Below are 15,995 nucleotides of genomic sequence, written 5' to 3'. Positions count from 1 at the left end.
GGCGCCGCCGGAGTGGGGTGAGGCGCGGTGTCGTCGAGTGAGCAGAAGCTGCGGGACTATCTCAAGCGGGTGACCGCGGACCTGCACCAGACCCGCAAACGGCTGGCCGAGGTCGAGGCCGGCACCCGGGAACCCATCGCCATCATCGGCATGGCCTGCCGCTATCCGGGTGGCATCACCAGCCCGAACGAGCTGTGGGACCTGGTCGCCGACGGTCGTGACGGCATCGGCCCGTTCCCCGGTGACCGGGGCTGGGACGTCGACGGGCTCTACCACCCCGACCCCGACCACCCGGGCACCTCCTACGCCCGGGAGGGCGGCTTCCTCTACCAGGCCGCCGACTTCGACCCGGACGTCTTCGGCATCTCGCCCCGCGAGGCCCTGGCCATGGACCCGCAGCAGCGCCTGCTGCTGGAGACCGCCTGGGAGGCCGTCGAACGCGCCGGACTGGACCCGCTCGGCCTGCGCGGCAGCCGCACCGCCGTCTACACCGGGCTGATGTACCACGACTACGCGGCCAGGCTGCTCGACGTGCCCGACGACGTGGAGGCGTACCTCGGCACCGGCAACTCCGGCAGCGTCGCGTCCGGGCGGATCGCCTACACGCTCGGCCTGGAAGGCCCGGCGCTCACCGTCGACACCGCCTGCTCGTCGTCGCTGGTAGCGCTGCACCTCGCGGCACACGCCCTGCAGTCCGGCGAATGCGACCTGGCCCTGGCCGGCGGCGCCGCCGTGATGGCCACCCCGGACACGTTCATCGGGTTCTCCCGGCAGCGCGGGCTGGCCGCCGACGGCAGGTGCAAGTCGTTCGCGGCGGCCGCCGACGGCACCGGCTGGGGCGAGGGCGCCGGCATGCTGCTGGTCGAACGGCTCTCCGACGCCCAGCGCCTCGGGCACCCGATCCTCGCCGTGGTGCGCGGCACCGCGGTCAACCAGGACGGCGCGTCCAGCGGGCTGACCGCGCCGAACGGCCCGGCGCAGCAGCGCGTCATCCGGGCCGCCCTCGCAGCCGCCGGGATCGGGGCGCGCGACGTCGACCTGGTCGAGGCGCACGGCACCGGCACCACGCTCGGCGACCCGATCGAGGCGCAGGCGCTGCTCGCCGCGTACGGCCAGGATCGGGCCGAGCCGCTGCGGCTGGGCAGCATCAAGTCCAACCTCGGGCACACCCAGGCCGCCGCGGGTGTCGCCGGCATCATCAAGGTCGTCCAGGCGATGCGGCACAGTGTGCTGCCGCGCACCCTGCACGTGGATGAGCCGACGCCGCAGGTGGACTGGGCCGCCGGTAACGTCGCGCTGCTCACCGAGGCGCTGCCGTGGCCGGCCGGTGATCGTCCCCGGCGCGCGGGTGTGTCGTCGTTCGGGATCAGCGGCACCAACGCGCACGTCATCGTCGAGGAACCCCCGGCCGCGGCCCCCGCCGCGCCTGCCGAAGCGCGCCGGATGGTGCCGCTGATCGTCACCGCTCCCGACCCTGAGGCGCTGCGCCGCCAGGCGGGGGAGCTGGGCCGCTACCTCGCCGCGCACCCCGGCGCCGCAATGACCGACGTCGCCCGTGCCACCGCGCGGCGCGCCACCCTGCCGCACCGCGCGGTGTTCCTGGCGACCACCGCGGACGGCCCGCCGGCGGCCGCGGCCACGCTGAGCGCCTGGGCCGGCGGCGCGGCGGTGCCCGGCGTCGTCGAGGCCGTCCCGGCACGCGGCAAGTGCGCGTTCCTGTTCACCGGGCAGGGCTCGCAGCGTGCCGGTATGGGCGCCCAGCTCGCCGCGGAGTTCCCCGCCTACACGCGGGCGCTGGCCACGGTGACCGCCGCCCTCGACTCGCACCTCGACCGGCCCCTGGCCACCGTCCTCGACGACGCGGAGCTGCTGCACCGCACCGAGTACGCCCAGCCGGCCATCTTCGCCGTCGAAGTGGCCCTGCACGCCCTGCTCGAGCACTGGGGGATCCGGCCGGACGCCGTGGTCGGCCACTCGATCGGCGAGATCGCCGCCGCGCACGTCACCGGCGTGCTGTCGCTCGACGACGCGGCCACCCTGGTCACCGCGCGGGGACGGCTGATGCAGGCGCTGCCGGCCGGTGGGGCGATGCTGGCGGTGCAAGCGTCGGAGGACGAGGTCTGTGCCGCGTTCCCGGAGATCGACATTGCGGCGGTCAACGGGCCGCGTGCGGTCGTCGTGTCGGGCCTCGAGGCGGACATTTCGCCTATCGAAGGCCACGGGTGGAAGACGACGCGGCTGCGGACCAGCCACGCGTTCCACTCCCGGCTGATGGAGCCGATACTCGATGAGTTCCGCGCCGTCGTGCGCGGGCTCACCTTCACCGGCAGCGGCGCGTGGGCTGACCCGGAGTACTGGGTGCGGCACGTGCGCGCGACCGTGCGCTTCGCCGACGCGGTCGACGAGCTGACCGGCGTCACCCGGTTCGTCGAGGTCGGCCCGGACGCGGTGCTGTCCGCGCTGGTGCCGGGCGCGGTACCGGTGCTGCGTCGCGGGCACGACGAGGTCACCACCGCCCTGACCGCGCTCGCCGAGACGGCCGCCCGGGCACCTGTCGACTGGGACGCCGTGCTGCCCGGCGCGGGACGGGTGGATTTGCCCCCGTACGCCTTCCACCGCCGCCGCTTCTGGCTCGACGCTGTGCCCGCCGCCGAGCCCGGCACCGACGCCTGGCGCTACCGCGTCGCCTGGCACCCGGCACCCGAACCGGCACCGGCACCGGCCACCCTGACCGGCACCTGGCTGCTCACCGGTGACGACGGCACCCTCGCCGACGTGCTGAGCGCCGCCGGCGCCACCGTCACCGACCGGCCCGGACCCGGCCTGACCGGCGTCCTGGCCGCCGTAGCCACCCCCGCCGAAGCCCTGGACGTGCTGCAGCAGGGCATCGCGGCGCCACACTGGTTCCTCACCCGGCACGCGGTCGCCACCGGCCCCGCCGACCCGGCGGCCCTGCTCGGCCCGGCCGGCGCGTGGGGACTGGCCCGGGTCGCCGCCCTGGAACACCCGGACCGGTGGGGCGGGCTCGTCGACGTGCCGGACCGGCTCGACGGCGCCGCACCCGACCGGCTGGTGGCCGTGCTCGCCGGCCGGCTCGGCAGCGAGGACCAGGTCGCCGTGCGCGAGCCGGGCGTGCTGCTGCGCCGCGTCGTCGCCGCACCGCTGCCACCGGGCGCCCGCTCCTGGGAGCCGTCCGGCGCCGTACTGATCACCGGCGGCACCGGCGGCCTCGGCGCCGAGGTGGCCCGATGGGCGGCCGGGCGCGGGGCACACCGGCTGATCCTGGTCTCCCGCCGCGGCACCGATGCCCCCGGCGTCACGGAGCTGCTCGCCGAGCTGCCGCAGGCCGAGGTACACGCCTGCGACCTGGCCGACCGCTCCGCCGTGGCGCACCTGCTGGCCGCCGTGGGCCCGGTCGACACCGTGGTGCACGCCGCCGGGATCAGCGAGGACCTGCCGCTCGCCGACGAGGACAGCGCCCACCTGCGCGCCGTCGCGGCCGGCAAGGTGGACGGCGCGGAACACCTCGACGCCCTGCTGCCCGCCGCGCACCTGATCGTCTTCTCCTCGATCGCCGGTGTCTGGGGCAGCGCGGGCCAGGCGGCGTACGCGGCGGCCAACGCGGCCCTCGACGCGCTGGTGGCCCGCCGCCGGGCCGCCGGCCGGCCCGCCACCGCGGTCGCCTGGGGACCCTGGGCGCGCATCGGCATGGCCGCCGACGACCGGATCGCCGAAAAGCTGCGCCGCCGCGGCCTCACCCCGATGGCACCGGCCCGGGCCCTGGACGCGCTCGCCCTGGCCGTCGGCGCCGAGCAGGCCCTGGTCACCATCGCCGACGTGGACTGGGACCGGTTCGTCCCGGTGTTCTCCGCAGCCCGGCACCGGCCGCTGATCGCCGGCCTGCTGCCGGAACCCGAGCCGGCCCCGTCCGGCCCCACCCTCTCGGACCTGGCCGCACGGCTCGACGCCGCCGAGCCGGCCGAACGGGACCGGATCCTGCTGAAACTGGTCCGCGACCAGGTCGCCGTCGTTCTCGGACACGCCTCGGGCGCCGCGGTCGCACCCGCCCGGGCCTTCACCGAGCTCGGCTTCGACTCGCTGACCGCCGTCCAGCTGCGCGACCGGCTGATCACCGCCACCGGCGTCGCGCTGGCACCGACGGTCGTCTTCGACCACCCGAACGCCGAGTCGCTCGCCGGTCACCTGCGGCAGGCGCTGGCACCCGCCGCGGCGCCGGTCGCGCTCAGCGACGCCGAGATCCGGGCGGCGCTGGCCGCCGTCGACGTCGCGCGGCTGCGCGAATCCGGGCTGCTGACCCGGCTGCTGGCGCTGGCACCGGCGGCACCGACGCCACCGGCCGACGGGAACTTCGACGCGATGGACGTCGACGACCTGGTCAAGCTCGCCCTCGACTTCTGACCGCCCTCCTGCCTTCTCGCTGTCCTGAGCGGAGAACAACCATGACCCAGCCGGACCCGAAGCTCGTCGACGCCCTGCGCAACTCGTTGAAGGAGATCGACCGGCTGCGCCGGCAGCAGCGCGAGGCCGACGCGCGGGCCGCCGAGCCGATCGCCGTGGTCGGGATGGCCTGCCGCTACCCCGGTGACGTGCGCGGCCCCGACGACCTGTGGCGGCTGGTCGCCGACGGCCGCGACGCCGTCGGTGACTTCCCGGCCGACCGCGGCTGGGACCTGACCGGACTGTTCAGCGACGACCCGGACGCGGCCGGCACCTCGTACGCGCGGGCCGGCGGGTTCCTGCACGACGCCGGTGACTTCGACGCGTCGCTGTTCGGCATCAGCCCGCGCGAGGCCCGCGCCATGGACCCGCAACAGCGGCTGCTGCTGGAGTGCGCCTGGGAGGCGTACGAACGCGCCGGGCTGGACCCGCTCAGCCGCCGCGGCGACCGCACCGGCGTGTACACCGGCAGCAACGACCAGGACTATCTCGGCCTGCTCGGCGACCACCCCGGCGAGCTGGAGGGCCACCTCGGCACCGGCAACGCCGCCAGCGTGCTCTCCGGCCGGCTCGCCTATACGTTCGGCCTCGAGGGCCCCGCGGTCACCGTCGACACCGCGTGCTCGTCGTCGCTGGTCGCGCTGCACCTGGCCGTGCAGGCGCTGCGGTCCGGCGACATCGACCAGGCCCTGGTCGCGGGGGTGCTGGTGATGGCGACGCCGGGCACCTTCCTGGAATTCTCCCGGCAGCGCGGCCTTTCCGCCGACGGCCGGTGCAAGTCGTTCGCGGCCGGCGCCGACGGCACCGGCTGGGGTGAGGGCGCCGGCGTGCTGCTGGTCGAGCGGCTCTCCTCGGCGCGCGCGGCGGGCCGCCCGGTGCTGGCCGTGGTCCGTGGCACCGCGGTCAACTCCGACGGCGCCTCCAACGGGCTGACCGCCCCGAACGGCCCGTCGCAGCGGCGCGTCATCCGGGCGGCGCTGGCCGACGCCGGCCTGACCACCGCGGAGGTCGACGCGGTCGAGGCGCACGGCACCGGCACCACGCTGGGTGACCCGATCGAGGCGCAGGCGCTGCTCGCGACGTATGGCCAGGACCGCGCCGACGGGCCGCTGTGGCTCGGCTCGCTCAAGTCGAACATCGGGCACACCCAGGCCGCCGCGGGTGTCGGCGGCATCATCAAAATGGTCCAGGCCATGCGCCACGGTGTCCTGCCGGCCACCCTGCACGTCGACGCGCCCACCCCGAAGGTCGACTGGTCGTCCGGCGCGGTGCAGCTGCTCACCCAGGCCCGGCCCTGGCCCGAGCAGGGCCGCCCGCGCCGTTCGGCGGTGTCCTCGTTCGGGATGAGCGGCACCAACGCCCACGTCATCCTCGAGCAGGGCGACCCGGAACCGGTCCTCGAGCCGGCTGCGCCGGAAACGACCGCGCCGGTCCCGCTGCTGCTGTCCGGCGCCGGGCCCGCTGCTCTTCAGGCACAAGCCGCGATGGTACGAACAATCGCCGCGACCGGAGTCCCGTTGCCGTCGATCGGTGCCACCCTGACCCGCCGCGCCACCCTGAGCGACCGAGCGGTGGCCTGGGACCTCGACAGCCTCGCCACGGTCGAATCCGGACACGCCGCGACCACCACCCTGGACTCCTCCGACGTCGTGTTCGTCTACCCCGGCCAGGGCGGCCAGTGGCTGCACATGATGGTCGGGCTGCTGGACTCACCGGCGTTCGCCGACCGGCTGCGCGAGTGCGATGCCGCGCTGCGCCCGCACGTCGGGTTCTCGGTGGAGCAGGTGCTGCGCTCCGACGACGACTGGCTGACCCGCGTCGAGGTGGTGCAGCCGGTCCTGTGGGCCGTCGGCGTGGCCCTGACCGCCTGGTGGGAGTCCTACGGCGTCACCCCCGCCGCCGTGGTCGGCCACTCGCAGGGCGAGGTCGTCGCGGCCGTGGTGGCCGGCGCGCTCACCGTCGAGGACGGTGCCCGGGTGGTCGCGGCGCGCTCCCGGGTGCTGCCCGGCCTCACCGGCGACGGCGGCATGCTCTCGGTCAACGCCCCCGCCGCCGACGTCGAGACCTGGCTGACGCAGGACTGGCCCGACCTGGTGGTGGCCGCGGTCAACGGCCCGGCCCAGGTCATCGTGGCGGGGCCGCGGCACCGGCTGGAGGCGTTCGTGCCGTGGGCCGAGCGCCGCGACATCCGCGCCCGGCTGGTCGAGGTCCGCTACGCGTCGCACTCGCCGCAGGTCGAGCAGGTCCGCGACGAGATCCTCGCCGCCGTGACCGACGTGCGCGGGGCGGTGCCGCGCATCCCGTGGTACTCCACCGTCACCGGTGAGCGCGTCACCACCGCGCCGGCCGCCGGGTACTGGTGGACCAACCTGCGCGAGCAGGTCCGCTTCGCGCCGGTGATCCAGCAGCTCGCCGCGGACGGCTTCCAGCTGTTCGCCGAGGTCTCCGGGCACCCGGTGCTCACCGTGGCGCTGGAGCAGTGCGCGCCCGACGCCGGGGTCTGGGGGACGTTGCGCCGCGGCGAGGACGGCCCGGCGGCCCGGATCCGCGCGCTCGGCGACGCCTGGACGCGGGGCGTCGCCGTGGACTGGTCACCGTGGTTCGACGGGGTGCGCTGGTTGCCGGAGCTGCCGTCGTATGCGTTCCAGCGGCGCCGGCACTGGCTGACCGCGGACGAGCAGCGCCGCGACCGGGGTGCCGACCCGGAGTTCTGGGCGGCCGTCGACGCGGGCGCCACGTCGTTCGCCGGCGAGCTCGGCCTCGACCCGGCCGTCGTCGCGCCGGTGCACGACCGGCTGAGCTCCTGGCGCGAGCACCGCACCCGCGAGTCCACCATCGACGCCTGGCGCTACGCGGTGACCTGGGCCGCCCGCCCGGCCCCCGCCCCGGCGAGCCCCACCGGCCGTTGGCTGCTGATCCACCCCGACCTCGACGGCTCCGACCTGGCCGGGCTCTTCCCCGATGCTGACGTTCTGGTGCTGGACGGCGCCGCCGACCGGGCCGCCGTGGCCGCGGCCCTGCCCACCGGCCCGTACGCCGGGGTGGTGTCGCTGCTGGCCCTCGATGACCGCCCGGTGCCCGGCCGGCCGCTGGTCAGCCGGGGTCTGGCCGGCACCCTGACGCTGTTCCAGGCCCTCGGTGACGCCGGCCTCGAAGCGCCCGTGCACGTGCTCACCCGCGGCGCCGTCGGCGTCGGCGGACCACCGGCGAGCCTCGGCCAGGCGCAGGTCTGGGGCCTGGCCCGGATCGCCGGCGTGGAGCTGCCGGGCCGGTGGGGCGGCCTGATCGACCTGCCCGAGCAGCTCGACGACCGGGCCCGCGAAACCCTCGCCGCCGTGCTGGCCGGCGCCCTCGGCCCGGATGACCAGCTGGCGATCCGCGACACCGGGCTGTGGGCGCGCCGCGTCACCCCGGCACCGGCGCGCCGCCGGACCCCGCCCTGGCGGCCCCGCGGCACTGTCCTGATCACCGGCGGCACCGGCGCGCTCGGCTCCCGGGTCGCCCGCTGGGCCGCCGCCAACGGCGCCGAACGCCTCGTGCTGACCAGCCGTCGAGGCCTGGACGCGCCCGGCGCCGCGGACCTGCACGACGAGCTGACCGCGGCCGGCGCCACCGTGGCGATCACCGCCTGCGACCTGAGCGACCGGGCCGCGGTCGCGGCGCTGCTGGCCGGCGCCGGCCCGGTCGACGCCGTGGTGCACGCCGCCGGGACCGGCGCCAACGTGCCGTTCGGCGACACCGGGGTGGACCTGCTCGACGAGCTGCTCGCGAGCAAGGTCGCCGGTGCCCTGCACCTGGACGAGCTGGTCGGCGACGTGGACGCGTTCGTCACGTTCTCCTCGCTCTCCGGCGTCTGGGGCAGCCACTCGCACGCCGCGTACGCGGCCGCCAACGCCGCCCTCGACGCGCTCGCCGAGCAGCGCCGCGCCCGCGGCGCCCGGATGACCGCGATCGCCTGGGGCACCTGGGCCGACGCCGGGATGGCTTCCGCCGAGGTGGGCGCGGACCTGCGCCGCCGCGGTGTGATCGCGATGCCGCCGCCGCTGGCGATCGAGGCGCTCAGCCGGGCGGTCGCCGAGGACGACACCACGGTCTGTGTCATCGACGTCGACTGGCCGCGCTTCACCGAACTGTTCACCGCGCTCCGCCCCCGGCCGCTGATCGGGGACATCCCGGCGGTCCGCGAGGCGCTCACCCGTTCCGCCGACCCCGAGGCGGACATCACCGGGGCCGGCGGACTCGGCGCCCGGCTGGCCGGGCTGCCCCCGGCCGAGCAGCAGCGCGTCGTACTGGAGTTCGTCCGCTCCAGCGCGGCCGCCGTGCTGGGCCACGCCGGCGGCGACGAGATCGCTCCGCGCCGGCCGTTCCGCGACCTGGGCTTCGACTCGCTCACCGCGGTCGACCTGCGCAACCGGCTGCGCGCCGAGACCCGGCTGCCGCTGCCGGCCACCGTCGTCTTCGACCATCCGAACGCCGCCGCCCTCGCCGCGCACCTGCTCGCCCGGGTCGCCGGCACCACCGTTGCCACCCAGCCCGGTGTCGCGGTGGCCAGCGTGGCCGCGCTCGACGAACCGATCGCCATCACCGCGATGAGCTGCCGCTTCCCCGGCGGTGTCACGACACCCGACGACCTGTGGCGGCTGGTGACCGACGGCGTCGACGCGATGTCACCGTTCCCCACCGACCGCGGCTGGTACCTCGGTGACCTGGTCAACGCGGACTCCTCGGTGCGCGGCACCACGTACACCAGCGAGGGCGGCTTCCTCGACGACGTCGCCGGCTTCGACGCCCGGCTGTTCGGCATCACTCCGCGCGAGGCCGTCGCGATGGACCCGCAGCAGCGCCTGCTGCTGGAATGCTCCTGGGAGGCCCTGGAACGCGCCGGTCTCGACCCGCTCGGCCTGCGCGGCAGCCGCACCGGCATGTACGCCGGCACCAACGGTTCGGACTACCTGTGGTCGATGGGCGTGTTCCCCAGCGAGCTGGAGGGGCACCTCGGCACCGGCAACGCGGCCAGCGTGCTCTCCGGCCGGGTCTCCTACGTCTTCGGCCTCGAAGGCCCGGCGATGACCGTCGACACCGGCTGCTCCTCGTCGCTGGTCGCCCTGCACCTGGCCGCTCAGGCCCTGCGCCAGGGCGAATGCGACCTGGCCCTGGTCGGCGGCGTCACGGTGATGTCGACACCCGGCCCGTTCGTTGAGTTCAGCCGCAAGGGCGGCCTGGCAGGTGACGGCCGGTGCAAGTCGTTCGCCGCCGCGGCCGACGGCACCGGCTGGGGCGAGGGCGTCGGCGTCCTGGTGGCCGAGCGGCTCTCCGACGCCCGCGCGGCGGGCCGCCCGGTGCTCGCGGTGATCCGCGGCAGCGCGGTCAACCAGGACGGCGCCTCCAACGGGCTGACCGCGCCGAGCGGCACCGCGCAGCAGAAGGTGATCCGCCAGGCCCTCGCGAACGCCCGCCTGGACCCGGGCGACATCGACGCGGTCGAGGCGCACGGCACCGGCACCACGCTCGGCGACCCGATCGAGGCGAACGCGCTGCTGGCCACGTACGGCGCGGGCCGTACCGGCGAACCGCTCTGGCTCGGCTCGGTCAAGTCGAACCTCGGGCACACCCAGGCCGCGGCCGGCATGGCCGGGCTGATCAAAACGGTGCTCGCGCTGCGGCACGGGATCCTGCCGGCCACCTTGCACGTGGACCGGCCCTCACCGCACGTGGAGTGGGAGCTCGGCGGTGTCGCCCTGCTCGCCGAGGCCCGGCCCTGGCCGCAGACCGGCCGCCCGCGCCGGGCCGGCGTGTCCGCCTTCGGGGTCAGCGGCACCAACTCCCACGTGATCGTCGAACAGGCACCCGCCGAACCGGACACCGCTGAGCCGGCGCCCGCGCCGCCGAGCGGGCCGGTGCCGCTGCTGCTGGCCGCGGCCGACACCGCCGGCCTGGTCGCGCAGGCCGCGACGATGCGCGACGTTCTGGCCGGCGGTGCGGCACCGCTCGATCTCGCCGTCACCCTCGCCGCCCGCGCCGGGCTCACCGAACGCGCGGTGGCCTGGGACGCCGAAGGCCTGGCCGCGGCCGCGACCGGCTCGGCACCGGTCACCGGTACGGTCCTCGGCTCCGACGTCGTCTTCGTCTATCCGGGACAGGGCGGCCAGTGGCTGCACATGACCGCGGGCCTGCTCGACTCGGCGGCCTTCACCACCCGGCTGCGCGAGTGCGACGCGGCGCTGCGCCCGCTGGTCGGCTTCTCGGTCGAGCAGACGCTGCGCTCCGACGGCGACTGGCTGACCCGGGTCGAGATCGTCCAGCCGGTGCTCTGGGCCGTCGGCGTCGCCCTCACCGCCTGGTGGCAGTCGTACGGCGTCACCCCCGCGGCGGTGGTCGGGCACTCGCAGGGTGAGGTCGTCGCCGCCGTGGTGGCCGGCGCCATCTCCCTCGACGACGGCGCCCGGGTGGTCGCCGCCCGGTCCCGCGCGCTCGTCGACCTGGACGGCACCGGCGGCATGGCGTCGATCGGCGCCGGCCCGGACCAGGTCGCCGACTGGCTCACCCAGCCGCGCTGGGCCGGGCTGAGCGTCGCCGCGGTCAACTCGCCGGCCATGGTCGTGGTGGCGGGGGAGCGGGCCGCGGTCGAAGCGTTCGTGCCGTGGGCCGAGCAGCAGGGCGTCCGCGCCCGGCTGGTCGAGGTCGGCTACGCCTCGCACTCCCCGCAGGTCGACCCGGTGCGCGCCGACATGCTCACCGCGCTGGGCGACATGCGCGGCACCACGCCGCAGATCCCGTGGTACTCCACGGTCACCGCCGGGCTGGTCACCGAGCCGGTGGACGCCGGCTACTGGTGGTCCAACCTGCGGGAACCGGTCCGGCTCGCCCCGGTCGTCGCGGCACTGGCCGCATCCGGGTTCCGGCTGTTCGCCGAAGTGTCCGGGCATCCGGTGCTGACACTGCCGCTGGAGCAGAACGCCCCCGGCGCCGGGGTGTGGGCGACGCTGCGCCGGGGCGAGGACGGCCCGGCCGCGCAGATCCGCGCGCTGGCCCAGGCCTGGGTGCAGGGCGTGGAGGTCGACTGGACCCGGTGGTTCACCGGCGGCCGGCGGCTGCCGGACGCGCCGACCTACCCCTTCCAGCACCGCCGTTACTGGCTCTCACCCAGCGACGCCGCCGAGGAACTGCCCGACCCGGCGGCCACCCTGCGCCACACCGTCACCTGGTCCCCGATGCCCCTGGCCGACGACCCCCGGCTCACCGGCCACTGGCTGATCGTCACCCCGCCCGCCGCCGGTGAGATGGCAGCGGCCGTCGAGAAACAGCTGACGGCGGCCGGCGCGACCGTGACCACGACCGGCCCGGACGGTGCGCTGCCGGACGGCCTCGCCGGGGTCGTCTCGCTGCTGGCCCTCGACGAGAGCCCGCACACCGACCAGCACGCCGTCACCGGTGGCCTGGCCGGCACCGTCGACCTGATCCGCGCCCTGGCCGGCCGGGACACGCCGCTCTGGGCGCTCACCAGCGGCGCGGTCGAGGCCGGCGGCGAACCGGTGACCAATCCCGGGCAAGCCCAGCTCTGGGGCCTCGGCCGGGTCGCCGCGCTGGAACACCCCCACAGCTGGGGCGGCCTGATCGACGTGACGACCGGCTCGGCGGACGGCCTCGCCGCGCTGCTGAGCGCCCCCGGCGGCGAGGACCAGGTGGCCCTGCGGGCCGGGCAGGCCTGGGTGCGGCGGCTGCGACCCGCACCGGCGGCAGGCTCCGGCGGCTGGCGCCCGCGCGGCACCGTCCTGGTCACCGGCGGCACCGGCTGGCTCGGCGGCCACGCCGCCCGCTGGGCGGCCCGCAACGGCGCGACCGGGATCGTGCTGACCGGACGCCGGGCCGCCGACAGCCCGGCCCTGCGGGCGCTGCGTGACGAGCTCACCGCATCCGGCGCCCAGGTCACCGTGATCGCCGCCGACCTGACCGATAGTGACCAGGCCCGGGCCCTGGTCGCCGGGCTGCCGGACGACGTCACCGCGGTGGTGCACGCGGCCGGCGTCACCGAGAACACCCCGCTGGCAGACCTGACACCGGCCGGGATCGCCGCGGTGACCGGTGCCCGCGTCACCGGTGCGGTCCTGCTCGACGAGCTGCTGCCGGACCTGGACGCGTTCCTCGTGCTGACCTCGGTCGCCGGGACCTGGGGAACCGCGCGCCACCCCGGGTACGCCGCGGCCGACGCCTTCCTCGACGCGTTCGCCGCCTGGCGCCGCGCCCAGGGCCGGCCCGCCACCTCGATCGCGTGGTCCCCGTGGGCGGGCGGTGGCATCGCCGCCGCGCCCGCCGCCGACGGTTCACTGCTGCGGCTGGGCATCCGCCCGCTCGACCCGGGCCGTGCCGTGGCCGAGCTGGCGACGGCCCACCCGGCGCTGGTGGCTGCCGACGTCGACTGGGCCCGTTTCCTGCCGGCGTTCGGCATCGCCCGCCCCGGCCTGCTGCTCAGCGAGCTGGAGGCCGCCACCCGTCGAGCGGCCCGGCCCGGCGATGGCGACCCGGGTTTCGGCGGCGCGGTGCGCGACGCGCTCGCCGAACCGGCCGGGGACGCCGCCGGCGCGCTGCGCTCCCGGCTCGCCGAGCTGCCGGAGGGCGACGCCGACCGGGAACTGGTCGACCTGCTGCGCGAGCACGTCGCGGCCGTGCTCGGCTTCGAACGGACCGAGAAGATCACGCCGGAACGGGCCTTCCGGGACATCGGCTTCGACTCGGTCACCGCCGTGGAGCTGCGCAACCGGGTCAACGCGGCGACCGGGCTGCGCCTGCCCGCGACACTGGTCTTCGACCACCCCACACCGGCCGCCCTGGCGGCGCACCTGCGGGTGCAGCTGGTGCCCGGCGGCACCCGGTCGGTGCTCGACGACGTCGACGACCTGGAACGCCGGCTCGCCGGCGGCACCCCGGACACCATCACCGCCACCAAGCTGCGGATCAAGCTGCGGACGCTGCTGTCCGCGCTGGACGGCGGCGCGATCCCGGCCCCGGTGCCGGTGTCGCCGGCCCCGGCGGACGACTCCGACGACGAGCTGCTCAAGTTCATTGATTCCCAGCTCGGACGGGCTTGACCGGTCCCGGTGCTAGGGGAGCGCTAGGGGTGCCCGGCCTCGATCGGGCTTCCCTAGCCTGAGCCTCGGCCGCTGGATCGCCCGCCGCGGCAGGCGGCGGGCGTCGATCGGTACGGCGTACCCGGTGATCCGCAGAGGTGGAGCGTTATGGCGACCGAGGAAACCCTCCGCGACTACCTCAAGTTGGTGACCGCCGAGCTGACACAGACCCGTGGGCGGCTCGCCGAGCGGGAGTCGGCCGAGCAGGAGCCGATCGCCGTCGTCGCGATGAGCTGCCGGTTCCCCGGCGGGGTGGCCTCGCCGGAGGACCTGTGGCGGCTGGTCACCGAGGGCCGCGACGCGATCTCCGCGCTGCCCGGCGACCGCGGCTGGGAGACCTGGTACGAGCCCGGCGCCCCGGGCCTCGACGCGTACGCCGGTGGTTTCCTCTACGACGCCGGTGACTTCGACCCGGCCTTCTTCGGGATCAGTCCCCGCGAGGCGCTAGCCATGGACCCGCAGCAGCGTGTCCTGCTCGAGGTCGCCTGGGAGACCTTCGAACGGGCCCGCATCGACCCGGCCACGCTGCGCGGCACCCAGGCCGGCGTCTTCGTCGGCGGCAGCTACATGGGCTACAGCTCGTACGTCGAGGACATGCCCGAGGGTGTGCTCGGCCACCTGCTCACCGGCACCGCCCCGGCCGTGCTCTCCGGCCGGCTCGCCTACACCTTCGGCTTCGAAGGACCGGCCGTCACCATCGACACCGCCTGCTCGTCGTCGCTGGTCGCGCTGCACCTGGCCGCCCACGCGCTGCGCAGCCGCGAGTGCTCGGTCGCACTCGCCGGCGGGGTGGCCGTCATGTCGACCCCGGACTCCTACGGCGAGTTCACCAAGCAGGGCGGGCTCGCCGCCGACGGCCGGTGCAAGTCGTTCGCCGCGGCCGCCGACGGCACCGGCTGGTCCGAGGGCGCCGGCCTGCTGCTGCTGGAACGCCTCTCCGACGCCCAGCGCCTCGGCCACCCGGTCCTGGCCGTGCTGCGCGGCAGCGCCGTCAACTCCGACGGCGCCTCCAACGGGCTGACCGCGCCCAACGGCGGCGCCCAGCAGCGGGTCATCCTGCAGGCGCTGGCCGCGTCCGGCCTGACCCCCGCCGACGTCGACGCGGTGGAGGCGCACGGCACCGGCACCCGCCTCGGCGACCCGATCGAGGCGCAGGCCCTGCTCGCCACGTACGGCCAGCAGCGGGAACGGCCGCTGCTGCTGGGTTCGCTGAAGTCCAACCTCGGCCACGCGCAGGCCGCGGCGGGCGTCGGCGGCGTGATCAAGACGATCCTCGCGCTCACCCACGCCGAGCTGCCCGGCACCCTGCACGTGGACGAGCCGACCCCGCAGGTGGACTGGTCCGCCGGCGCCGTCGAGCTGCTCACGTCGGCCCGGGCCTGGCCGGCGACCGGCCGTCCGCGCCGGGCCGCGGTGTCGTCGTTCGGCATCAGCGGCACCAACGCGCACGTCATTCTCGAACAGGCGCCTGCGGCCCCCGCCGAGCCGGCCCGCACGGTGGCCGCGCCGCCGGTCGTGCCGCTGGTGGTCACCGCCCGCTCGGAGACCTCCCTCGACGCCCTGATCCACCGGATCCGCGCGGTGGCCGCCGACCCCCTCGACGTGGCCGCTGCCCTGGTGACCCGGCCGGTTCACGAGCACCGCGCGGTGCTGCTGGGCGACACCACGGTCCGGGGCACGGCGGCCGAGGGTCGCCTCGCGATCGTCTTCACCGGCCAGGGCTCGCAGCGTCTCGACATGGGACGTGGTCTCTATCAGGCGTTCCCGGTCTACGCCGCCGCGTATGACGAGGTCGCGGCGCTGCTGGAGCTGCCGGAGCCGGAGGTGGAGCAGACCGGCTGGGCGCAGCCGGCGATCTTCGCCCTGGAAGTCGCTCTCCTCGCCCTGGTGCGTTCGTGGGGCCTGCACCCGGATGTGGTGGCCGGGCATTCCATCGGTGAGATCGCCGCTGCTTATGCGGCCGGGGTGTTGACCTTGGCCGACGCTGCCACGCTGGTGTCCGCGCGGGGCCGTCTCATGCAGGCGCTGCCCGCCGGTGGGGTCATGGTCGCCGTGCAGGCGTCCGAGGACGAGGTCCGTGCGGCGTTCCCGGATGTCGACATTGCGGCGGTAAACGGGCCGCGCGCTGTCGTGGTGTCCGGGGTCGATGCGGACATTTCGCCCATTGAAGCGCACGGTTGGAAGACGACCCGGCTGCGGACCAGTCATGCGTTCCACTCGCGGCTGATGGAGCCGATGCTCGACGACTTCCGGGCCGTGGTGGCGACGCTGACGTTCAGCGAGCCGCGCCTAGCCGTGGTCTCGACCGTGGCAGCCGACGGGGACTGGACCGACCCGGAGTACTGGGTGCGGCAGGTCCGCGAGCCGGTGCGCTTCGCCGACGCCGTGACCCGGCTGAACGCCGACCGGGTC

The 15,995-nt window shown here is 75.8% G+C and carries 2 protein-coding genes and 2 pseudogenes; all 4 read left to right on the top strand.

Annotated features, from left to right (window positions below; genetic code table 11):
• Positions 1–33 precede the first annotated feature (33 nt).
• Positions 34–4,419: pseudogene (locus ADL15_RS05920) on the top strand (type I polyketide synthase); the annotation flags it as partial.
• Positions 4,420–4,460: 41 nt separating this feature from the next.
• Positions 4,461–13,544: a type I polyketide synthase gene (locus ADL15_RS05915; RefSeq protein ID WP_067685589.1), complete on the top strand. Its 9,084-nt coding sequence runs from the start codon at positions 4,461–4,463 to the stop codon at positions 13,542–13,544.
• 147 nt (positions 13,545–13,691) lie between these two features.
• Positions 13,692–13,766, top strand: a pseudogene (locus tag ADL15_RS57360) (polyketide synthase docking domain-containing protein); the annotation flags it as partial.
• On the top strand, positions 13,743–15,995 hold a 2,253-nt coding region (locus ADL15_RS05910), incomplete at its 3' end, for a type I polyketide synthase (protein ID WP_449369300.1). The pseudogene ADL15_RS57360 and the gene ADL15_RS05910, both read left to right, overlap by 24 nt.

It is taken from the genome of Actinoplanes awajinensis subsp. mycoplanecinus (genome assembly GCF_001509495.1).
GTDB classification, from domain to species: domain Bacteria; phylum Actinomycetota; class Actinomycetes; order Mycobacteriales; family Micromonosporaceae; genus Actinoplanes; species Actinoplanes palleronii.
Note: the sequence above shows the minus strand (reverse complement) of the source record. Positions and strands in the feature narration are given on the sequence as shown.

What these genes read in the sequence shown, in the direction of transcription:
- ADL15_RS05915 (WP_067685589.1), top strand. Translation starts at nt 4,461, where the DNA reads ATGACCCAGCCGGACCCGAAGCTCGTCGACGCCCTGCGCAACTCGTTG.